This window comes from Kibdelosporangium aridum (genome assembly GCF_900176515.1).
Taxonomy (GTDB): Bacteria; Actinomycetota; Actinomycetes; order Mycobacteriales; family Pseudonocardiaceae; genus Kibdelosporangium; species Kibdelosporangium aridum.
The window spans coordinates 660,784-682,816 of sequence record NZ_FWXV01000005.1; the positions used below are offsets into that span (position 1 = coordinate 660,784).

17 protein-coding genes are annotated in these 22,033 nt (G+C 66.7%); 8 read left to right on the top strand and 9 right to left on the bottom strand.

From position 1 onward, the window contains the following. Positions 1-166 precede the first annotated feature (166 nt). Positions 167-2,269 carry a transglycosylase domain-containing protein gene (locus B9C43_RS30375; protein ID WP_235038922.1) on the top strand — a complete coding sequence of 701 codons (2,103 nt, stop codon included), beginning with the start codon at positions 167-169 and terminating at the stop codon, positions 2,267-2,269. Here the strand turns inward: B9C43_RS30375 and B9C43_RS30380 are convergent. Further along, positions 2,266-3,831, bottom strand: a complete 1,566-nt coding sequence (locus tag B9C43_RS30380) for an MFS transporter (RefSeq protein ID WP_084430324.1) — start codon at positions 3,829-3,831, stop codon at positions 2,266-2,268. The two genes, B9C43_RS30375 and B9C43_RS30380, sit on opposite strands and share 4 nt — an antisense overlap. A gap of 71 nt (positions 3,832-3,902) precedes the next feature. Here B9C43_RS30380 and valS point away from each other — a divergent pair, with 71 nt between their 5' ends. Next, positions 3,903-6,395, top strand: coding sequence for a valine--tRNA ligase (gene valS / locus B9C43_RS30385; RefSeq protein WP_084430325.1), 2,493 nt, complete (start codon positions 3,903-3,905; stop codon positions 6,393-6,395). On the opposite strand, the gene B9C43_RS30390 is transcribed toward valS, so the two are convergent. Further along, on the bottom strand, positions 6,363-7,130 hold the full coding sequence (locus B9C43_RS30390) for an EI24 domain-containing protein (protein WP_084430326.1): 768 nt from the start codon (positions 7,128-7,130) through the stop codon (positions 6,363-6,365). The two genes, valS and B9C43_RS30390, sit on opposite strands and share 33 nt — an antisense overlap. A gap of 175 nt (positions 7,131-7,305) precedes the next feature. Then, the gene (locus B9C43_RS30395) at positions 7,306-7,872 is read right to left on the bottom strand and encodes a TetR/AcrR family transcriptional regulator (RefSeq protein ID WP_033381823.1); all 567 of its coding nucleotides are present in this window, start codon (positions 7,870-7,872) and stop codon (positions 7,306-7,308) included. Positions 7,873-8,053: 181 nt separating this feature from the next. Here B9C43_RS30395 and B9C43_RS30400 point away from each other — a divergent pair, with 181 nt between their 5' ends. Genes B9C43_RS30400 through B9C43_RS30410 form a run of 3 tightly spaced genes read left to right on the top strand, consistent with a single transcriptional unit; the run spans position 8,054 to position 11,617 of the window. Further along, entirely contained in the window at positions 8,054-8,506 is a 453-nt protein-coding gene (locus B9C43_RS30400; protein ID WP_033381824.1) for a (2Fe-2S)-binding protein, read from the top strand. After that, positions 8,493-9,443, top strand: coding sequence for an FAD binding domain-containing protein (locus tag B9C43_RS30405; protein WP_084430327.1), 951 nt, complete (start codon positions 8,493-8,495; stop codon positions 9,441-9,443). Before B9C43_RS30400 ends, B9C43_RS30405 begins: the two co-directional genes overlap by 14 nt. Then, the gene (locus B9C43_RS30410; RefSeq protein WP_084430328.1) at positions 9,443-11,617 is read left to right on the top strand and encodes a xanthine dehydrogenase family protein molybdopterin-binding subunit; all 2,175 of its coding nucleotides are present in this window, start codon (positions 9,443-9,445) and stop codon (positions 11,615-11,617) included. Before B9C43_RS30405 ends, B9C43_RS30410 begins: the two co-directional genes overlap by 1 nt. Here B9C43_RS30410 and B9C43_RS30415 read toward each other — a convergent pair. Genes B9C43_RS30415 through B9C43_RS30435 form a run of 5 tightly spaced genes read right to left on the bottom strand, consistent with a single transcriptional unit; the run spans position 11,592 to position 16,417 of the window. Then, positions 11,592-13,172, bottom strand: a complete 1,581-nt coding sequence (locus B9C43_RS30415) for a bifunctional lysylphosphatidylglycerol flippase/synthetase MprF (RefSeq protein WP_143446688.1) — start codon at positions 13,170-13,172, stop codon at positions 11,592-11,594. The two genes, B9C43_RS30410 and B9C43_RS30415, sit on opposite strands and share 26 nt — an antisense overlap. 48 nt (positions 13,173-13,220) lie before the next feature. Next, positions 13,221-14,375, bottom strand: a complete 1,155-nt coding sequence (locus tag B9C43_RS30420) for an epoxide hydrolase family protein (RefSeq protein WP_235038923.1) — start codon at positions 14,373-14,375, stop codon at positions 13,221-13,223. Further along, entirely contained in the window at positions 14,368-15,783 is a 1,416-nt protein-coding gene (locus tag B9C43_RS30425) for a dihydrolipoyl dehydrogenase family protein (protein WP_084430331.1), read from the bottom strand. The genes B9C43_RS30420 and B9C43_RS30425 overlap by 8 nt, the downstream gene beginning before the upstream one ends. A gap of 15 nt (positions 15,784-15,798) precedes the next feature. Then, positions 15,799-15,987 carry a cupredoxin domain-containing protein gene (locus B9C43_RS30430; protein ID WP_033381830.1) on the bottom strand — a complete coding sequence of 63 codons (189 nt, stop codon included), beginning with the start codon at positions 15,985-15,987 and terminating at the stop codon, positions 15,799-15,801. Beyond that, positions 15,971-16,417 carry a VOC family protein gene (locus B9C43_RS30435; protein ID WP_084430332.1) on the bottom strand — a complete coding sequence of 149 codons (447 nt, stop codon included), beginning with the start codon at positions 16,415-16,417 and terminating at the stop codon, positions 15,971-15,973. Before B9C43_RS30435 ends, B9C43_RS30430 begins: the two co-directional genes overlap by 17 nt. A 124-nt stretch (positions 16,418-16,541) precedes the next feature. On the opposite strand from B9C43_RS30435, the gene B9C43_RS30440 reads away from it, so the two are divergent. The 3 genes from B9C43_RS30440 (at position 16,542) to B9C43_RS30450 (ending at position 21,245) form a co-directional block, all read left to right on the top strand. Beyond that, positions 16,542-17,102: a TetR/AcrR family transcriptional regulator gene (locus B9C43_RS30440; RefSeq protein ID WP_200825744.1), complete on the top strand. Its 561-nt coding sequence runs from the start codon at positions 16,542-16,544 to the stop codon at positions 17,100-17,102. Position 17,103: 1 nt separating this feature from the next. After that, entirely contained in the window at positions 17,104-17,490 is a 387-nt protein-coding gene (locus tag B9C43_RS30445; protein WP_084430334.1) for a tautomerase family protein, read from the top strand. Positions 17,491-17,651: 161 nt separating this feature from the next. Continuing rightward, positions 17,652-21,245 carry a discoidin domain-containing protein gene (locus B9C43_RS30450; RefSeq protein WP_084430335.1) on the top strand — a complete coding sequence of 1,198 codons (3,594 nt, stop codon included), beginning with the start codon at positions 17,652-17,654 and terminating at the stop codon, positions 21,243-21,245. On the opposite strand, the gene B9C43_RS30455 is transcribed toward B9C43_RS30450, so the two are convergent. After that, positions 21,242-21,982: an SDR family oxidoreductase gene (locus B9C43_RS30455; protein ID WP_084430336.1), complete on the bottom strand. Its 741-nt coding sequence runs from the start codon at positions 21,980-21,982 to the stop codon at positions 21,242-21,244. The genes B9C43_RS30450 and B9C43_RS30455 overlap by 4 nt on opposite strands. Positions 21,983-22,033: the final 51 nt, after the last annotated feature.

Consider the following 22,033-nt stretch of genomic DNA (forward strand, 5'->3'; position numbering starts at 1 on the left):
CGCGCCGCGCGAAAGGCGTCGTACGGCAGATCTATGTGAGATCGATGTGAGACAACAACTGGGGATTTCGTTGTCTGGATCACGGCTGCCGGTACGAGGCAACTTTCCGGGGTACTTGTGCATCTAGTAGTCGGGGAACGATCTTCACAGGTGATTGGGGTTTGGTGTGGCCGCCTCTCAGGCGAAGGCGCTCGGCAAGTTGTTGGCGTTGTGTGTGACAGCGGGGGTGGTGCTTGCCGCCATCCTGTTCCCGTACGTCGGCGGGATGGGGGTGGCCGCGAACCGGGTGAGTGACACCATCGCCGCCGTGCCCGCGGATCTGGTGGCGGCGAATCTGCCGTTGGGCAGCACGATCCTTGATCGCAACGGCCAGCCGATCGCGTACTTGTACGACCAGGACCGGGAGATCGCCAAGCCTGAGGAGATCTCGCAGTACATGCGTGACGCGATCGTCGGCATCGAGGATCATCGGTTCTACGAGCACAACGGGCTGGACACGCAGCGCAGCCTCAAGGCGGTGGGCGGGTTCATCGCCGGTGAGGCCGCAGGCGGCGGGTCGACGCTCACCCAGCAGTACGTGAAGAACTACCTCGCGTACGTCATCGCGACCGACGAGGCCGGGCGCAAGGAGGCCATGGCGCACAGCCCGGCCCGCAAGATCCGGGAGGCCAAGCTCGCGCTGGAAGTCGAGCGGCTGATGGGCAAGGACGACATCCTGGTCCGATACCTCAACCTGGTTCCCTTCGGCGGCAACGTGTTCGGCGTCAAGGCCGCGGCACGGACGTACTTCGACACCACACCCGACAAGCTCACCCTGCCGCAGGCGGCGTTCCTCGCCGGACTGGTGAACAAGCCGAGCACCCTGCTGAAAGACCCGGTCCAGGCCCTTGAGCGGCGCAACCTGGTGATCGACCGGATGCTGGCCACCGGCTTCCTCAAGGAGGGCCCGGTCGCGGCCGCGAACGCCAAGAACTCACCTCTCGGCGTGGTCGAGGGGCGCAACAACCGGCCGAACGACTGCGGCAACACGCCCGGCGGCACCACGACCGGCTTCTTCTGCGGGTACGTCCTGGACTACCTGGCCAAGGCCGGTATCTCCAAGAGCGACCTGAAGCGCGGCGGGTACGTCATCAAGACCACCATGGACCCGGTCGCCACCGAGAACGCCAAGAAGGCCGCGGAGCACCAGGTCGCCAAGGACACCAAGGGCATCGCCAACGTGATGGCGATCGTCGAGCCCGGCGCCGACAAGCACCCGGTCCGGGCACTGGCGGCCAACCGCGACTTCGGTGTCGACGCCGCCAAGGGACAGACCGCGTACCGGCTGCCCAGCACGATCACCCGGTTCGGCGCGGGCTCGATCTACAAGATCTTCACCGCGGCCGCCGCGCTGGAACACGGTGTCGGTGTGCTCGAACCGATCGACGTGCCCACGACCCACACCTCCACCGTCTACAAAGGATCCGGCAACAAGCCGTACACGGTCAAGAACGCCGATGACGCGGCGGACCGGAAGTTGACGTTGCAGCAGGCGCTCGCCCAGTCGCCGAACACGGGTTTCGTGATCCTCGAGGAGCGTGCGGGTCTGGACAACGTCGTGGACATGTCCGTCAAGCTGGGCATGCGCGACAGCATGCAGTCGGTCAACCGCGGCGGGGAGAAGCCGGACCCACAGGCCAAGGACCCGTCGCTGCGGATCAGCCAGGACAAGTGGATCAAGGACGGCAAGGTCGGCTCGTTCACCCTTGGCGTGACCGTGACCAGCGTGCTGGAGCTGGCCAACGTCGGCGCCACCATCGTCAGCGACGGCAAGTGGTGCCCGCCCAGCCCGATCGAGCAGATCACCGACCGCGACGGCAAGCCGGTCACGATCAACGAACCGGGGTGCGAGCAGGCCGTCGAGCCTGGCCTGGCGCGCAGCCTGGCCCAGGGTTTGAGCCACGACACGGTCAGCGGTACGGCGGTCAACGCGGCGCGTAAGACGGGTTGGGACAACCGTCAGATGATCGCCAAGACCGGGACCACCCAGATCCACCAGTCCGCGGGCTTCGTGGGTGCCACCCCGCAGATGGCCGGCGCCGTACTGACTTTCAGCGACAGCGACACACCAAGGCCGATCTGCGACGGCGACCGCCCGTTCCTGTGCAAGACCGGAAACATCTTCGGCGGCAAGGTCCCGGCGGAGACGTGGTTCGAGGCGATGAAGCCGCTGCACAAGGACATCAGGCCGACGCCGCTGCCGCCTGGCGATCCGAAGTACATGAACTAGACAGCCCAGATCAGGTGCCGGACCGTCGGGTCCTCCTCCGCCAGGTCACGGGCCCGCTGCTGGACGTTCACATCTACGGCAGTACCTCGCTCGAGGTGCTGCCGTAGATGTTCTTGCCAGGTCGCGAGCACGAACGTCTCCAGGAACAACTCGGGCGCCTCGGCGTCACGGAACAGCCCCCACATGGACGCTCCGGTCCGCCGCCGGGAACGCCCGACTCGTTGCATCGCTTCGGCGAACTGCGTGACGTTCTCCTCCGACACCCGCCATTCCAACGTCACCAGGACGGGACCGTCCTTCTCGTCAGGTCCCTCCGGCGGCTCATTCCAGACACTCGCCGGTGTCACGTCCAACTGCCGTTCGGTGAGGGGAAGTTTGTACACCGCGTAGAACGCGATCAGGGCCATCGCGACTGCGGGGATCACCATCGCCCAGCGCAGGTCCAGCGCATCGGCGATCACGCCCCACAGCACCGCGCCGATGGCCTGGCCGCCCATCAGCATCAGCTGGTAGTACGCCAGCGCGCGAGCACGAGTCCACGCAGGCAGGAGCACCTGGGCCGTGGCGTTGAGGGTGGACAGCACGGCTATCCATCCCGCGCCGGTGACAAGCATGGACAGGACCGCCACCGTGGTCGAGGTCGTGATGCCCGCGATGGCCGTGGACGCCGCGTAGGCGATCGTCGCCATGGTGAGCACGAGGTTCTTCCCGGCCGTCCGCAGCAGCCGCGGCACGATCAGTGCGCCGCCGATCGCGCCCGCGCCGACGCAGCCGAGCAGGACGCCGTAGCCGCCCGCGTCCAGGCCGAGCGGACCACGCGCGATCGCGGGAAGCAGTGCCCACAGTGAACTCGCGAAGAGGACAAAGAGGACGCACCGCACCAGAACCCGTGAGTACGCGGGCGAACTGCGGACATATCGTGCGCCGCTGCGAACAGCGGTGAGGATGTGCTCGGAACCCAGCGGCCTGCGGTCGGCCGGACGCCGCCAGAATCCCAGTACCAGCAACACACCGATGAACGACACGGTGTTGAACGCGAACGTCGCCTCCGGACCGACCGCCGCGATCAGCACGCCACCCAGCGCCGGACCGATCGCCCGGCCCACGTTCATGTTCACGCCGTTGAGCAGCGCCGCCTGCGGAATCTCCTCGCGCGGCACGAGTTCCGGCTGGATGGCCTGGAACGACGGCATCGACAGGGCCTGCCCGACACCCATCAACGCGATCAACGCCAGCAGCGTGGCGGGCGTGGTGATGTCGCTCGCGGTCAGCACCATGAGAGCACCCGCGCCCAGCAGCATCAGCGCTTGGCCGGTCATCAGCACCAAGCGCCGATCGAGGATGTCGCCCAGCGCGCCCGACGGCACGACCAGCAAGAACACCGGGAGGGTAGTGGCTGCCTGGACGAGCGCGACCTGCAGCGAAGTGCCGCCGAGGTCGCCCATCAACCACTGGGCGCCGACAGTCTGCGCCCACGTGCCGACGTTCGACGCGAACTGAGCCAGCCACAGCGCACGGTATGCCGTGCGGCGCATGGGAGCCCACGCGGATGGTGCGGTCATACCAGGAATCTTGCCCCGCGGCGGCCATATTCACTCGGTTCGCCAGGACGACACGACTAACCTTGGCCCTCATGAGTGTCCCGGATCGACCGTCATTGGACGGGTTGGCTGAGAAATGGTCGGCGCAATGGGAGGCGACGGGCCTGTACAGGTTCGACGCCCCGCAGCAGCGCGCCGACGTATTCTCAATCGACACGCCGCCGCCGACGGTCAGCGGGTCACTGCACGTCGGGCACGTGTTCTCCTACACCCACACGGACATCATCGCCCGATACCAGCGCATGCGCGGCAAGCACGTGTTCTACCCGATGGGGTGGGACGACAACGGACTGCCGACGGAACGCCGTGTGCAGAACTACTTCGGCGTGCGATGCGATCCCTCGCTGCCCTACGACCCGTCCTTCGAGGCGCCGCGACCGGGGAACAAGAAGGTTCAGGACGTGTCCCGGCGCAACTTCATCGAGCTGTGCGAACGGCTCACGGTCGAGGACGAGAAGGCCTTCGAAGACCTGTGGCGCAGGCTCGGGCTGTCGGTCGACTGGGCGATGACGTACACGACGATCGGCCAGCGTTCACAGCGCGTCTCGCAACGCGCGTTCCTGCGCCAGCTTCAGGCCGGTGAGGTGTACCAGTCCGAGGCGCCGACGTTGTGGGACGTCGGTTTCCGCACTGCCGTCGCGCAGGCGGAACTCGAGGATCGTGATCACCCGGGTGCGTGGCATCGCATCGCGTTCCACACGCCGGCGGGGGAGAAGCTCCACATCGAGACGACACGGCCTGAGCTGCTGCCTGCGTGCGTCGCGCTGATCGCGCATCCGGACGACGCGCGGTATCAGGATCTGTTCGGCACAACCGTGACCTCGCCGGTGTTCGGTATGGAGATTCCCGTTCTGGCGCACCAGGCCGCGGAGCCGGAGCGCGGCGCGGGCATCGCGATGTGTTGCACCTTCGGGGATCTGACCGACGTGCGCTGGTGGCGTGAGCTGAAACTGCCCACGCGCACGATCATCGGCCGTGACGGGCGGATCTTGCCCGACGCGCCCGAAGGCTTGAATGCCGAGGCGTACCAACAGATTGCCGGGGCGACCGTGCACACGGCGCGGGAACGTGTCGTGGCCATGCTCCGGGAATCGGGCGACCTCGACGGCGAGCCGCGTGCGATCGTCCGGCCGGTGAAGTTCTACGAGAAGGGCGACAAGCCCCTCGAGATCGTCGCGAGCAAGCAGTGGTTCATCCGGTCCGTCGCGCACCAGGACGTTCTGCTGCGGCGCGGCGAGGAACTGCGGTGGCATCCCGCGGCGCTCAAGGTCCGCTACGACGACTGGGTCCGTGGTCTCAACGGCGACTGGCTGATCTCCCGGCAACGGTACTTCGGTGTGCCGTTCCCCGTCTGGTACGCGCTGGACGCACAGGGCGAACCGGGCGAGCTAATCCTGCCAAGCGAGGACGTGCTGCCGGTCGACCCGTCGTCTGACGTGCCTTCTGGCTACACGGCTGACCAACGCGGCAAGCCTGGTGGCTTCATCGGTGAGACCGACGTGATGGACACGTGGGCCACGTCGTCGTTGACCCCGCAGATCGTGTGCGGCTGGGAGGAAGACCCGGCGCGGTACGCGCTGACCTATCCGATGGATCTGCGTCCGCAGGCCCACGACATCATCCGGACCTGGCTGTTCGCCACGATCCTCCGGGCGGAGCTGGATTCGCGGACGTTGCCGTGGCGGCATGCCGCGCTGTCGGGCTGGATCCTCGACCCGGACCGCAAGAAGATGAGCAAGTCCAAGGGAAACGTCGTCACGCCGATGGGCCTGCTCGAGCAGTACAGCCCGGACGCCGTCCGCTACTGGGCAGCCAGCGGACGGCCGGGCACGGACACCGCCTTCGACCAGGACCAGATGAAGATCGGCAGGCGGCTGGCGACGAAACTGCTGAACGCGGCCAAGTTCGTGCTCAGCTTCCCGGCGCCGGAAGCGGACGCCCAGATCACCGACACGCTGGATCTGGCGATGCTCGCGGTGCTGGACGACGTGGTGCGCCAGGCGACTTCGGCGCTCGAGGACTTCGAGTACACGACCGCGCTGGAGCGGACCGAGCGGTTCTTCTGGGTTTTCTGCGACGACTACCTGGAATTGGTCAAGCAGCGCGCGTACGGCGACGTCAGCGAAGGCAGTGCCGAGTCGGCCCGGCTTGCCCTGCGCACAGCGTTGGACACGATCCTGCGTCTCTTCGCGCCTTTCCTGCCGTACAGCGCGGAAGAGACGTGGTCGTGGTGGCACACCGATTCCGTGCACAAGGCTGCATGGCCTGTGCCGCAAGCAACTCCGGCCGACGGTGTCGCCCTCGACCTGGCCAGCTCGGTGATCACGGCGGTGCGCAGGGAGAAATCGGCCGCGAAACTGTCCATGAAGGCCGCGGTGGACAGTGTGTCGGTGTACGCCCCGGCCGACCAACTCGACGTGATCAAGTCGATCGGCCCGGACCTGCGAGCCGCGGGCAACATCACCGCACTGGACGTGCAGGCGTCTGACGACCTACGCGTTGAGGTGAGCCTGGCCGGCGTGTGAGTCCTGCAAGACCTCACGCGCGACAAGGACACCGCCGACGAACGCCACCGGCATGACGATGATCGCCAGGAACGGGATGGCGCACAGCAGAGACGCGGGCACCCCAAGCCCCAACGCCAGCATGCGGCGCTTACGCATGTGCTCGCGTCGCTGCTTCAACGCCATCCCGCGCCGGTAGAACGGCACACCAACCAGCTCAAGAGAAAGGAACCACGCCGCGACCAACGCCATCAGCACCGGCACGACGAACTGCCCGAACACCGGGATGAAGCCCGCGACGAACAACGGGATCGTGTACAACAAGGACAACAGGACCAGGACGATGCCGTCCCGGATGCCCATCCCGAGCAATCGCCACCCTGACATCTCGACCGCGTTGGGCACGCCACCTAGGTCGTCTTCGACCTTCTCAGCGATGTACTCGTAGAACGGCGCACCGATGGCCAAGGTCAACGCCGTACTGCCGAGCAGGGCGATGGATATCGCGGCCGCGAACAGGGCGACACCAGCGGCGATCCGGACGGTCGTCTGCCACCCGGCGGACCAGTCGTCGGCGAAGGGCGTGACCCACGTGGCGAGCTCGTCGATCCACACCACCAACGCGGCCAACCCGCCGAGCAGGATCGCCGTGGTCAATACCGCCGGAATGGCCCCGAGCAGGAGCAGCTTTGGCCGTCGCAGCAGGATGCCCAGCCCCTGCCCGAACATCCCCACACCTTTGACGAAGTCGCGCACGGGGGTATTTGTATCAGTGCCTGGCCCGGCCGATCCGGGCGACGCGACGCAAACGGGACTTTTAGGGGTTCGTGGTCAATAAGGGGTTGGCGCCCGCGGCTGATCCCGGCTGTGCCTCAACCGGCAGTCTAATGTGGACCGTGTCGATCAGCGGGCCTGGAACTGCTGGAGTCGCTCAGCAGGCGCGCAAGCCCAGCCACAGCAAGTCGAACAGCCGCTGGGTGTCGCCTTCCCAATCGCCGTTGGGGTCGAGGAACATCATCCCGCCCAATGCTTGCATCACCGTCGACGGGTCCAGCCCCGGCCGGATCGTCCCGGCTTCGGCGTTGGCGTCGAGCAGTGTGGACAGTGCGCTGAGGATCGCCTCGTAGGACTTGGCGGCGAACTCGGCGTGCGAGGTGGTCGCCGCCTGCATGGCCGACGCGAGGCCTCGCTTGGTCATCAGGTATCCGGCCACGTGGCCGATCCACTTGCGGAGCGCCTGCTCCGGCGGGTTGTCCTTGAGCAGTGCCGGCACCGCTTCGACGAGGTTGTGCACCTCGCGCTGGTAGACCGCCAGGATCAGCGACTCGGGAGTGGGGAAGTGCCGGTACACGGTGCCGACGCCGACTTCGGCCTTCTTGGCGATCGCGTTGTACGACACCTCGCCGCTGGTGGTCAGCGACTCTTTCGCCGCGGCGATGATGCGCTCGTTGTTGCGCCGGGTGTCCGCGCGCCGAGGACTCACGGATCCCGTGGTCATCGTCCCTCCCGGCGGTCGCCTGCTGCCTTGCACTGAAAAATCTTGCAGTGGGAAATGTAGCCCACACACGCCCGGACCTGGTGCATCTTCAGCACGTTGCCAACCGGATAAGAATCCGGTAGCGTCGGCAAGACCGGATAGATATCCGGTTCGCTCTCGCCCATCTGGGAAAAGAGATCTGGTGGACATTTCTCTCGAAGTCAATGGCAAGAAAGAACAGCTGAGCGTCGATCCCGGCGTCACACTGCTGGACGCGTTACGTGAGCGGCTCGGGATAACCGGTCCCAAGAAGGGCTGCGACCGTGGCCAGTGTGGCGCATGCACGGTCCACGTGGACGGGCGGCCCGTGCTCTCGTGCCTCACGCTGGCCGCGACGGTGAAACAGCAGGTCACCACGGTGGACGGACTGGCTGACGGGGACGATCTGCACCCGGTTCAGCAGGCGTTCGTCGACCAGGACGCGCTGCAGTGCGGGTTCTGCACATCTGGCCAGATCATGTCAGCTGTCGCCGCGGTCGAGCAGGACGTCGAGGACGTGCGCGAGTTCATGTCCGGCAACATCTGCCGGTGCGCGGCGTATCCGAACATCGTCGCTGCCGTCGAGCAGGCAAGGCGGGCCGATGCGACCGTTTGAGCTCACCGCACCCGACACCGTCGAGGCCGCACTGGCCACAGAGGGCACATTCCTGGCAGGCGGTACCACGCTTGTCGACCTGATGAAACTGAATGTCCTGACGCCACAGCACGTCCTGGACATCAACGCGTTGCCGCTGCGCGGCATCGACACGAGCGACGGCGTGCGCATCGGTGCACTGGAGCGCATGAGCGACATCGCCAAACACCCCGGCGTGTACCCGGTCATCGCCAGCGCGCTGCTGCAGAGCGCGTCACAGCAGCTGCGCAACATGGCCAGCATTGGCGGAAACCTGTTGCAGCGCACCAGGTGCACGTACTTCCGGGACGTGAACACGCCCTGCAACAAGCGCAATCCAGGCAGTGGATGTTCGGCCATCTCCGGGATCAACCGGATGCACGCGATCCTGGGCACGAGCGACTCGTGCGTGGCGACGCACGCCAGTGACGTGGCCGTTGCACTGGTCGCACTGGACGCGGAGATCACGCTGGCCAGCGCGGCAGGCACGCGGACGGTCAAGCTCGACGACTTCTACCGCGTTCCTGGGGACACGCCAGAGGTCGAGAACGATCTCCGCCCTGGGGAGTTGATCACCGAGATCGTGGTGCCGGAGCTGGACTGGGCGCAGCGGTCGACGTACGTCAAGGTCCGTGACCGGCAGTCGTATGAGTTCGCGCTGTGCTCCGCGGCAGTCGCCTTGGACATCCAGGACGGGCGCGTTGCTGACGTTCGTGTGGCTGTCGGTGGCGTGGCGACCAAGCCGTGGCGGCTGAGGGCTGTCGAGGACGCGCTGCGTGGCAAGCCCGCGACCGTCGAGTCTTTCGAAGAAGCCGCGACGATCGCGGCCGACGGGGCAAAGCCGTTGACGCACAACAGCTTCAAACCGGCGTTGGTGCGGCGGACGGTCGTGCGGGCACTGATCGAGGGGAGTCGCTGATGCCCAGCAGGGTTGACGGCCCGCTGAAAGTCACCGGCCGGGCCAAGTACGGCGCGGACAACGTCGTGCCGGGCACAGTGCACGGCTATGTCGTGGTGAGCACGATCGCCCACGGCGAGATCACGGCCATGGACGTCACCGCGGCCAGGAACGCGCCCGGCGTGATCGCCGTGTACACCCCGCTCGAGCCACTGGTGATGCAGCCGGTCCAGATGCCGATGTTCGGCGGCGAGTGGTGGGTTCCTTTGCAGGACAAGGAAGTCATCTACCACGGCCAGCCGATCGGTTTCGTGGTCGCGGAAACGTTCGAACAGGCACGGGACGCGGCGATGACCATCGAGGTCACGTACGCCGAGCGGCCCGCGGCGACCTCGATCGAGGACGGCATGGACACCGCCGAGATGGCGCCGGTGCCGCCGCGGAACGCCCCGCCCGAGATCACCGCGCTCGCCGACGGTGTGGAGTCCATTGAGGACGCATTGGCGGCGAGTCCGGTCGTCGTCGAGGGCACGTACTCGACCGCGACGCAGCACCATGTCGCGATGGAGCCGCATTCGGCTGTCGCCGTCTGGGACGCCGATGGCCTGACTGTCTACACCGGAAACCAGGCAGCCATGTTCCCGGCCGCGCAACTGGCCCAGGCGCTGGGCGTGGAGGAAGCGCGAGTCCGGGTGGTGAACCCGTTCGTCGGTGGAGCGTTCGGTGGCAAGGCGTTCGCGTCCGCTCCCGCGTTCCTTGCCGCAGCGGCGGCGCGAGACCTGGACCGACCGGTCAAGTCGGCGCTGACCAGGGAACAGGTCTTCACCGCCACCGCGGGCCGGGCCGGGACCATCCAGAAGGTCGCGCTCGGTGCGGAGCGGGACGGCACGCTGATCGCGGTCCGGCACGACTCGTGGTCCAGCACCGGCCTCGACCGGGCTTTCACCGAACCGACCTCGCACTCCACGTCACCTGAGTGGTACGCCACCCAGAACCTGGCCATCACCCAGCGGCGGGTACCGCTGAACGTCCCGCCGGTGACCTTCATGCGGGCGCCGGGTGAGGCACCAGGGTCGTTCGCGTTGGAAAGTGCGATGGACGAACTGGCCATCGCACTGGACATGGACCCGATCGAGCTGCGTCTGCGGAACAACTCGACCGGGCCGAGCGGGCACGATCTGAAGTGGTCCAGCAAGTACCTCGACGAGTGCTACCGGATCGGCGCGGACCGCTTCGGCTGGGCGAGCCGTTCGCCGGGTGGTCGTGAGGACGGCGACTGGCTGGTCGGAATGGGCATGGCCACGGCCATGTTCCCGGCGGGCCGATTCCCGACGACGATCAGGATCACGTTCCGGGACGACGACACCGCGGAGGTCGCGACCGGCGGTGCCGACCCTGGCACCGGCCTGTTGACCGTGATGGGTTTGATCGGCGCCGAATCGCTGGACATCGGGCCTGACCAGGTCAAGCCGCTGCTCGGTGACTCGGTACTGCCGCCGGGCGGCATGTCCGGCGGGTCGACCGCCACGGCGAGCGTGAGCTCGGCGATCATGATCGCCGCTGCCCAGGCGATCGACGAGTTGACCGCACTGGCGACGTCCGCCGGGGCGCCGTTCGAAGGACAGGAAGTGTCCTATGAGGACGGACGGGTGGTCGCCGGCGGCCGGTCGATGACGTTCGGCGAGTTGCTGCGGGCGACGAACCGCATGTCGATCTCCGCGACCGGGTCGTCGGCGCCGGGTGAGGAGACGACCAAGCACTCGTTCAGCTCGTTCGGTGCCCAGTTCGTCGAGGTCCGCGTGCACAAGTGGACCCGTGAAGCCCGGGTGTCCCGGATGCTCGGCGTGTTCGACGCGGGCCGGATCATCAACGAGAAGGTGGCACGCAGCCAGATCATGGGCGGCATGATCTGGGGCATCTCGGCGGCGCTGCACGAGAGCCTCGACATCGAGGCGAACGGCCGGTTCGCCAACGCCGACCTGGCCGGCTATCTGGTGCCGGTGAACGCGGACATCCCGGAGGTGGATGTCCACTTCGTCCAGTACCCGGACACGCTGCACAACCCGTCCGGGGCCAAGGGAGTCGGCGAGATCGGGGTCGTCGGCATGGCGGCGGCCGTGGCGAACGCGATCTACAACGCCACCGGCATCCGCGTGCGGCACATCCCGATCATGATCGAGGATCTGCTGGACTGACGCTCTTGATGTGGGTGAACTCCATCCCGATCATCGCGGCCGCGATGATCGGGATGGTGGCCCACGACGGGAACGCCACACCACGGGCCAGATAACCGGGCCGGAACTTCGCGTTGAACCGGTAGAGCGACTCGACCTGGATCAACGGGTCGAGCCGGTGCATCGCCCAATAGCCGAGCTTCGCGAGGCCGGTGCGCTCATCGCCCGCGTCGATCAACGTACGGAACGCGGCGAAGTTCAGCGAGACGGTCTGGACATTGTGGACACGCGCGTACGTCACCAGGTCGACGATCATGCGCTCGTTCAAGCCGTTGGGGCCGTGACGGTCTCTGCGCATCGAGTCGAGCGACAGCGCCGGGCCTGCGGGAGCGTAGCGCTGGAAGCCGACCACATGGTCACAGTCACGGGCGATCACCAGAACACAGTCCGGATGCGCTCCGGTGAGCAGCTCGTCCAGGATCATCGAGAACCCGCGTTCCCGTGACCCGTTGAGCCACTGGGCAGACACGTCGGCGAGTTCCGCGCGAAGCTCAGGAGACAGTTCGTCCTCACGCACGACAGTCGTCGTCACGCCCGCGTTGTACGTGCGCTGGACCGCCTGGCGGACATTGCGCATCTCCCGTCCGTCCAGGGAAAAGCGGGTGACGTCCAGGATGACCTCGTCGCCGATGCCCACAGTACGCAGGCCATGCCGATGCCACAGCGGCGCGAGCTCGTCGCGCATCCCCAGCACGGCCGGGCGCCAACCGGATCGTTGGCAGAGCCGGACGAACTCGTTGACGGCGTCTGCAAAGGAACCGGAGGAGCCCACTGGATCCCCACCCACCACAGCGACACCGAACAGTACCCGGTATCCCAGCACTGCGCGGCCATCGCGGCTGAAGACGTAAGCCTTGTCGCGGCGAAGCATGAACGGGGCCAGCGTGTCCGCCGACGGATGCGCGACCAGATCCTTCACGCGGTCACGCGTCGCCTCGTCGCCAGGCTTCGGCGCAGGTGCGGGCGCCAGCAACACAGCCAACGCGACGCTCACGCCGAGCACGATCAACGAGCCGAGGTCCAGTTGCAGCTCGCGGTGTCCGTGGACGATGCCGTCGTAGATCCCGCCAACTGCCAGGACTGCCAAGCTGGACACCGTGGCGCCACGAATTCGCGCTGGGTCTGGCACAGCGGGAAACGACGAGCGCCGTATGGCGAGCGTCACGCCGCCGATCACGAGCAGCAGAGCGAGTAAACTGCGTCCCGCGGCGAGAACTCCGCACGCTGCCAACACGAGCGCGATCCAGTACGCGGCCTTTCTGCGTCGCAGCAACCCATGCGCCACGACAAGCAGCACGATCGCGAAGAACCCGCAGTGCAACCTGCCGTAGTGGGTCATCACGTGCGCCGCGGGCCGGACCCAGCTCGGCAACGCCACCTGGACAGCGGACAACGCCGCGACAACCCCGAAACCCGCCGCAACAAGACCAAACGGCCATACCTGACGGCGTGCTTTCCTGCCGCCCGGCACGGCCAGACTGCGTGGCCGGTCGAGCACCCCTGTGGAAACCCGCACCAGCAAAGTCTGCCAGACGCCGCACCATTGGCGAATTGTCCTAAATGGTCACGGTCGTACCGTGCCGAAGAAGGCCCGGAGGTCCTCGACGAACAGGTCGGGCTGTTCGAACGCGCCGAAGTGACCGCCCTTCGCGGGCTCGTTCCAGTAACGGATGTCAGTGAACCGTTTCCCGGCCCATCGCCGGGACGGCCGCTGGATCTCCTTGGGGAACACCGAACACCCGGTCGGCACGTCGATGGTCTCGGTCACAGTCCCGGTGATCCACTCGTCCACGTCACGGATGCTTTCCCAGTACAGCCGGGCGGAGGAGGCGCCAGTGCCGGGCAGCCAGTAGAACATCAGGTTGTCCAGCAACGCGTCCTTGCTGAAGATGTTCTCCGGATGGCCGTCGCAGTCGGTCCACGCCCAGAACTTCTCGACGATCCACGCGCACAGCATCGCAGGGGAGTCGACCAGTCCATAGCCGACCGTCTGCGGCCGGGTCGCGTGCACCCGCGAGTACCCCGATTCCCACTCAGCGGCGTACTCCAACGTCGCGAGGGCGGCTCGCTCCCGGTCGGTCAAATCGTCCACTGTGTCCGGATCGGGCGGTGCGAGCGGTGGGACGAGGTGCATGCCGATCAGGCTTTCCGGGTGCAGCCTGGCGATTTCGGCCGACACGCTCGTGCCCCAGTCGCCGCCGGCTGCCCCGAACTTCTCGTAGCCCAATCGTCGCATGAGGACAGTCCAGGCCTCGGCGATCTTCCCGATGCCCCATCCGCGCCCGGCCGGGCGGTCGCTGAAGCCGAAGCCAGGCAGGGTCGGACAGACGACGTGGAACGCGTCCTTGGCTTGGCCGCCGTGCGCGACCGGGTCGGCCAACGGCCCGATCACCTCCTCGAACTCGATGATCGAGCCGGGCCAGCCGTGCGTGAGCACCAACGGCACCGCGTCCGGCTCCGGCGAGCGGACGTGCAGGAAGTGAATACCAAGGCCGTCGATGTCCGTGCGGTACTGCGGTATCGCGTTCAGCCTCGCCTCGGTCGCCCGCCAGTCGTACTGCCCGACCCAGTACTCGCAGAGCTCGCGCAGGTAGTTCAGCGGAACACCTTGCGACCAGTCGTCGACCGTCTCGCGCTCGGGCCAGCGCGTCGACCTGAGCTTCGTCCTGAGCTCGGTCAGATCCTCCTCGGGAACCGCGATACGGAACGGCTCAACCACGCGGCCTGCCATAGGTTTCGAGCAAGCGCAGCCAGATCTCGTTCATCGTCGGGTACGCGGGCACGGCATGCCACAGCCGGGCGATCGGCACCTGGCCGACAACCGCGAAGGTGGCCGCCTGCAGCAGTTCGCTGACGTCCGGGCCGACGAACGTCACGCCGAGGATGACCGAGCGATCCTCGTCGACGACCATCCGCGCCTTGCCCTCGTACCCGTCGGCGTGCACGCTCGCGCCCGCGACGTTGCCGATCTCGTAGTCCACGACGCGGATGTTGTTGTAGCCCGCCTTCGCCGCGGCGTCCGCCGTGAGACCCACCGACGCCACCTCCGGGTCGGTGAATGTCACCTGGGGCACCGACTCATGGTCGGCGGTCGCGACGTGCGTACCCCACGGATCAGCGGACACCGGCTTACCCTTCGCACGTGCCGCGATGACGTCACCCGCCGCCCTGGCCTGGTACTTGCCTTGGTGGGTGAGCAGAGCCCGGTGGTTGACGTCACCGACGGCGTACAACCAGTCGAAGCCGGGGACCAGGAGTGTGTCGTCGGTTTCCAGCCACTTGCCCGGCGTCAGGCCCACGGTTTCCAGGCCGATGTCCTGGGTCCGCGGGGTCCGGCCGGTCGCCACGAGGACCTCGCTCGCCGTGATCACCGAACCGTCACCGGTCTCGACCACAACGCCGTTTTCGTTGCGCTGCACGCGTTTGGTCTCGGTGTTGAGCAGCACCGTCGCGCCGAGATCACGCAGTGCCTTGGTGACCATCTCGCCGGCGAACGGTTCCATTCCGCTGAGCAAGCCGCCGCGGGAGATCAACGTGACGGTCGTGTCGAACCCGGCGTACGCGGTGGCCATCTCGGTCGCGACCACGCCGCCTCCGATGATGACGAGGCCGTCCGGCGTCTGCCGGGCGCTGGTGGCGTCACGGCTCGTCCACGGTTTCGCGGCGCGCAGGCCGTCGATGTCCGGGATGAACGCGTCCGAACCCGTGGCGATCGCGACGGCGTGCTGGGCTGTCAGCACGGTCTCGGATCTGTCCGACGCGGTGACCGTGACCTCCTTGGTGCCGGTCAGCCGGCCGAACCCGCGCACGAGCGTGATGCCCGCGCTCGCTACCCACTCAGCCTGACTGTCGTCGTTCCAGTCGTGGGTGAAGGAGTTGCGGCGAGCAAGGACGGCCTGCACGTCCAGCTTTCCGGTCACGGCCTCGGCGGCGCCGGGAACGTGCTGAACCGCGCGCAGGACAGCACCGGAGCGCAACAGCGCCTTCGACGGCATGCATGCCCAGTACGAGCACTCACCGCCGACGAGCTCATGCTCGACGAGGGCGACGGTCAGCCCACCCTGAACGGCACGGTCAGCGACGTTCTCGCCGACCGCTCCGGCGCCCAACACGATGAGGTCGTACACGTAGCGTCCCTCTTCTCAGTCCGACGATCTGACGATCCGGTAGCCGGATTCGCGCAGCGTCTGCGTCATGTGCTCCGCGTACCACTCTGGCCATTCCTCGTCGTACTCGCCACCCAGATGTGTTTCCTCGTACTCGCCGTGCGCCGCGGCCGTCTTCTTGAGCACGACCAACAGGACGTCGGTCACGTCATCGTCCGGGAGCACGGACTTTCACCTCCTGCAGGACCCAGCCGTTGCCGTCGGGGTCGCTGAAGGAGGCAAATGAACCGTAGTCGGCACGCGCCGGATGCGGGCCACTGACACGGTTGCCGGTGCCCGCGTGGTGGAACACACCGTCAGCGTCGTGGAAGACCTCGGAGATGTCGAGGCCCAGCCCGGCCAGCTCGTCGCGGGCCGCCACGATGTCGTCGACGACCAGATGCAGGCCCTGGACCGATCCCGGTTCGGCGGTCGTGACACCGTCACCGAAGATGATCGAGCACTCCGAGCCGGGCGGGGTCAGCTGCACCACCCGGAACTCCTTGTCGCTCACCGGGAAGTCGGCGTCCAGCCGGAAGCCCAGTCCCTCGTAGAACGCCTTGGCGACGTCCACATCGGACACCGGCAGCACCAGAACCTCGAGTTTCAGCTTCATGGCTGATCAGGATTCTCGGTCCGCCCTGGCCGTCGCAAACCCACGAAATGGCCGTTGACCTGCGGCATCAACAATCCGGCACTATGCCGTGCACTCTGTACCTACTAGTATGTACACTGCGGTTGTGGACACCAGGGAACGGCTGATCGAGAGCACTCGCGAACTGTTGTGGGAACGCGGCTACGTCGGGACGAGCCCGAAAGCGATCCAGGCGCGCGCGGGTGCGGGCCAGGGCAGCATGTACCACCACTTCAGCGGCAAGCCTGACCTGGCCCTCGCCGCGATCAGCCGGAACGCCGAGGAGTTGCGGAACCGGGCCGAGGCCGCTTTCAGCCAGCGAGGCACGGCGTTGGACCGGATCACGACCTACCTGCGGCGAGAACGGGACGCGCTGAAGGGCTGTCCGGTCGGCCGGCTGACGCAGGACCCTGACGTGATGGCCGACGAGGCCCTGCGAAAGCCGGTGGAAGTCACGTTCGCCTGGTTGACCGATCGGATCGCGGCGCTGCTTGCCGAAGATCTCGATTCCCGATTGGACCCTCGGGCGACGGCGACCGCGTTGGTCGCGGTTCTGCAAGGCGGTTACGTGCTGGCGCGGGCCGCCGGATCGGCCGACGTGTATGCCCATGCCATCGACGGTGCCCTCGGTCTGCTTGCTGCTCATGTCTCCGCGGAAAGGAACTGACGTGCCGTTCGTCCGGATTGACGCGTTACACGCCGACAATGACCGACTCGAGGCGCTCGGACGAGCTGTCCACGAGGCGATGGTGGATGCGATCGGCATCCCGGCCGACGATGTGTTCCAGGTTCTGACAAGCCACGACGGTGTTCGCAGCATGATCCGCTACGACAGTGGCTATCTTGGCGTGCAACGGGATGACGGCATCGTCTTCGTCTCCGTCACGTTCCGGTCCGGCCGGACGACCGAGCAGAAGGTGGCGCTGTACAAGCGGATCGCCGAACTCGCCGAGAAGTACGCCGACGTCGAACCGCGCAACGTGGTGGTGAATCTCGTTGAAAACCAGTCAACGGATTGGTCGTTCGGCAACGGAGTCGCGCAGTACATCACGTGAGGCGCGTGGCATACTTCTGCCACCTTGGCCCGAAATGTCCAGTTTGGACTGACATCGATGTCGGCAGGAGAAATTCTTGTCCACTTTGTCGTCTTGACCTTGACGCCTGCGCCGCAGAAGCTACCTGGCAACGTTGTCAGGGGATCTGATCGGAGCTCGCAATGGCGCACGACAACGGCGGCGGTGTTTCCCGACGTCAGGTGTTGACTACCGGAACCGGTCTGCTCGCCGGTTTCGGCCTGACCACCATGCTGCCGGGTGTGGCGACCGCGGCCCCGGACGTCCTCGAGGCGCAAGCCGTCACTGACCTCGCACTGTTCCGTCCGGTGACTGTCTCGTCGACTGACTACGCCGCGACACCGGCCGAGTTCGCTGTGGACGGTCTGGCGCAGATCGGTGTGCGGGGTTCAGGCTGGCGCGCGGCCCAGGGTGACTCGCAGTGGATCATCGTCGACCTGCAGGGCCGCTGTGACGTCAGCTCGGTCGTGCTCACCTTCGAGGCCAAGCCCGGCGACGGCCCGTTCGACGCCAACGGCGCGCGTGACAGGACGCTGGGCGACGAGATCCAGTCCAGCTATGCCACGATCTTCGACCTGGACGTCTCGGAGGACGGCCGGACCTGGCGGACGGTCTACCGGACCGAGTCCGGCGCCGGGGGAGTGGTCACGATCCCGCTGACGCCGAGCGTCCGCACCCGCTGGGTGCGGTTCTCGGCATCGCGCCGGTCCACGACCAACCCGTTGGGCCTCAACGGCTTCCAGGTGTACGGGACGACCAGGGACAACCGGCCCGCGGTGCGCGGCTGGACGAACTGGCCGATCCGGGACCATGACAACCCGCCCGCACTGGTCGTGGCGCCCGACGGGTCCGTGCCGATCGAGTCCGGCTGGGTGCTGACCATGCAGGACTTCGCGCCCAGCTCCGACGGCGCGGTGCTGTCGGGCCCGTCGGTCGACACGCGTGGCTGGGTGCCCGCGACCGTGCCGGGCACTGTGCTCGCCTCGCTCGTCGAGCAGGGCCACTTGCCGGACCCGGTGTACGGCATGAACAACCTGAAGATCCCGGAGGCGCTGTCCCGGCACGCCTGGTGGTACCGGCGCACGTTCAGCGTGCCGCGCGGTCTGGACACCGGCGCGGGCCGCTACGTGTGGCTGGAGTTCGACGGGATCAACCACGAGGCGGAATTCTGGCTCAACGGAGCCAAAATCGGCTCGATGGTGTCGCCGTTCGGCCGGTCCGCGCTGAACGTGACCGCCGCCCTGCGCCGCACCGGCGACCAGAACCTCGCCGTGAAGATCTCGCCGATGCCGTATCCGGGCAGCCCTGGTGACAAGGGGCCACGTGGTGAGGCGTGGGTCAGCGCCAACACCACGATGTTCAAGAACTCACCCACGTATCTGGCGGCGTCCGGATGGGACTGGATGCCCGCGGTCCGCGACCGTGCTTCGGGCATCTGGAACCATGTCCGCCTGCGGTCGACCGGTGCCATCGTGGTCGGTGACCTGCGCATCGACACCGTCCTGCCGAACCAGTCCACGGCTGAAGTCACCATGACTGTCCCGGTCCGCAACGTCGCTCCGACCGCGCAGCGCACGACCGTGACGGCGGCGTTCGACGGAATCAAGGTCAGCTCTACCGTGACCGTGCCCGCCGGGCAGGAAGTCGCGGTCGTGTTCGCGCCTGCCACGCACTCGCAGTTGCGGATCCAGAACCCCAAGCTGTGGTGGCCCAACGGCTACGGCGACCCGACTCTGCACGACCTGACCATCACGGCGGCGATCGGCAGCACGGTCAGCGACCGCAAGACACAGAAGATCGGGCTGCGGCACATCCAGTACCAGTACGACCTGCCGATCACGATCGTCGACGGCCGCGCCGAGCAGAAGGTCGACTTCGCGCCACAGCAGGCCCGGTACGTCCGCATGCAGGGTGGTAAGCGCGCCACCAGCTGGGGATTCTCGTTGTGGTCGATGTCCGTCGTGGACAGCAAAGCCGCGGATACCGACCTCGCGTTGAACAAAACCGCCACCGCGTCGTCCTCAGCCGACGGCACTGCGCCCGGGAACGCCTTCGACGGCAATCCTGGGACCCGCTGGACCTCGAACTACCAGGACAACGAGTACGTGCAGGTCGATCTCGGCGCGGTGGTCTCCTTCGACCGGGTCGTCCTGACATGGGAGACGGCCTACGCGGCGACCTTCAAGATCCAGGTCTCCCAGGACGGCCAGACCTGGACCGATGTCTCCTCAGTGGACAACGCGCCCAAGCCACTGATCATCATCGTCAACGGGGTCAAGGTGTTCGCCCGTGGCGGCAGCTGGGGCTGGGACGAGCTGCTGCGCCGGATGCCCGCCGCACGCGTGGATGCCGCCGTGGCGCTGCACCGGGACATGAACTTCACCTTGATCCGCAACTGGGTCGGCTCCTCCTACCGTGAAGAGCTGTTCCAAGCATGCGACAAGTACGGAATCCTGCTGTGGAACGAGTTCTGGCTCGGCTGGTCCTACGATCCGGCCAACCACGACACGTTCTTCGCGCAGACCAAGGACACTGTGCTGCGCTACCGATCGCACGCCTGCGCGACCGTGTGGTTCGGGTGCAACGAAGGCAGCCCACCCTCGGACGTCGACAAGGTGCTGCGCGAGATTGTCACGAGCAACACCGACATGCTGTACCAGCCCAACTCGGCGAGCGGCGCGATCACCGGCGACGGCACCTACCGCTGGGTGGACCCGCGCCATTACTTCACCGGCGAGGCAACGGGCGGCAAAGCCGGTTTCTGGAGCGAGATCGGCCTGCCGACGGTGTCCACTGTGGAGAGCATGCGCAACCTGGTCGGCCCGGGCGAACCCGGCTGGCCGATCGGTGCCGCGTGGTACATGCACGACTGGTCGACGAACGGAAACCAGCAGCCGCAGGGCTACCAGGCTGCGATCGACGCCAGGCTCGCACCGTCGACCAGCCTGGCCGAGTTCTGCCGCAAAGCCCAGTTCGTCAACTACGAGAGCATGCGCGCCATCTTCGAGGCGTGGAACTCCAAGCTGTGGAACGACGCCACCGGCGTCCTGCTGTGGATGTCCCACCCGGCGTGGCACAGCACGGTCTGGCAGACCTACGACTACGACATGGACGTCAACGGCAGCTACTACGGCTCCCGGAAGGGCTGCGAACAACGGCACATTCAAGCCAACCCGCAGACCTGGCAGGTGATGGCCGTCAACCACACGGGAACGGCCTTGACCGGTGTGACGGTCAAGGCGCAGCTACACGGACTGGACGGCAAACCCATTGGCGCGCCACAGGAGCAGAAGCTGGACGTCGCCCCGACGTCGACCACGTCCGCGTTCACCGTGCCGTTCGAGGACGCCCACCCGGCCTTCCACCTGTTGCGCCTCACCATGACCGACGCGCGAGGCGCGGTCATCTCCGAGAACATGTACTGGCGCTACCGCACCGACACGTCGATGCGCGCGCTCAACCAGCTGTCGTACACGCAACTCTCGGTGAGCCTGGACTCCACAAGGGACGGATACTCGGCAACCATCCGCAACACGGGCAAGACCGTGGCCGCGATGGTCCGGCTGTCGCTGCGGGAACGCAACGGGACTGATCGTGTACTGCCGACCTTGTACGGCGACAACTACTTCTGGTTGCTGCCGGGGGAAAGCCGGACAGTCACGATCAACCCGCAACGCTCGGTCAGCCATCCCCGTCTGCTGGCCGAGGCGTACAACAGCGCGCCCAAGCTGAGCTAGTTCTTCGCCGACCAGTCCTCGTACCGGGTCTCGGCGAGATGGCCGTCGGGACCCGGCACCAGCTCTTCGTGGATGAGCGTGCCGAAGTAAGGCGCGGCCGGGTCGGAGACGACCTCACGCGGGTCGTTGACGCGAGCCAGTGCCTTGCGGGCGAATTCAGCCATCCCGAACTTCTCCGGCCCGCCGATCTCGAAGATGCCGTTCAGCGGCGCGCCCACGGTGGCCTTGGCGACCATCCTGGCCACGTCGTCGGACGCGATCGGCTGAACCGCGCCGTCGGACAGGCGCACGACGCCGTCCTGGGTCGCCGAGTCGGCGATGGCCTTGCCGAACTCGAAGAACTGGGTGGAGCGAACGATGGTGAACGGGACACCCGAATCCCTGATGAGCTTCTCCTGCGCGACCTTGGCCCGCAGGTAGCCGCTGTCGGGCAGCCGGTCGGCGCCGACGATCGACAGCGCGACGTGGTGGCGGACGCCGGTCTCCTGCTCGGCGGTGAGCTGGTTCTCCGTCGAGGTCGTGAAGAAGTTCATCACGTCGTCGTCGGCGAACGACGGTGAGTTGGAGACGTCGAGGACGACGTCCGCGCCGACGAGGGCCTCCTTGAGGCCTTCGCCGGTGAGGGTGTTCACCCCCGACTGGGGCGATGCCGCCACGGCCTCGTGACCGTGGCTGGTCAGGTTGGCGATGACCTTGGTGCCGATCAGGCCGGATCCGCCGATGACGACGATCTTCATGGTGTGCCTTTCGCTGGTGTCTCGCTGTGTCGGAGCGGGTCACCAGCTATG

Bases quoted from the DNA above. Each gene is read 5' to 3' on its own strand.
- B9C43_RS30380 (WP_084430324.1), bottom strand. From the start codon at position 3,831: ATGACCGCACCATCCGCGTGGGCTCCCATGCGCCGCACGGCATACCGT.
- valS (WP_084430325.1), top strand. From the start codon at position 3,903: ATGAGTGTCCCGGATCGACCGTCATTGGACGGGTTGGCTGAGAAATGG.
- B9C43_RS30395 (WP_033381823.1), bottom strand. From the start codon at position 7,872: ATGACCACGGGATCCGTGAGTCCTCGGCGCGCGGACACCCGGCGCAAC.
- B9C43_RS30405 (WP_084430327.1), top strand. From the start codon at position 8,493: ATGCGACCGTTTGAGCTCACCGCACCCGACACCGTCGAGGCCGCACTG.
- B9C43_RS30410 (WP_084430328.1), top strand. From the start codon at position 9,443: ATGCCCAGCAGGGTTGACGGCCCGCTGAAAGTCACCGGCCGGGCCAAG.
- B9C43_RS30435 (WP_084430332.1), bottom strand. From the start codon at position 16,417: ATGAAGCTGAAACTCGAGGTTCTGGTGCTGCCGGTGTCCGATGTGGAC.
- B9C43_RS30450 (WP_084430335.1), top strand. From the start codon at position 17,652: ATGGCGCACGACAACGGCGGCGGTGTTTCCCGACGTCAGGTGTTGACT.
- B9C43_RS30455 (WP_084430336.1), bottom strand. From the start codon at position 21,982: ATGAAGATCGTCGTCATCGGCGGATCCGGCCTGATCGGCACCAAGGTC.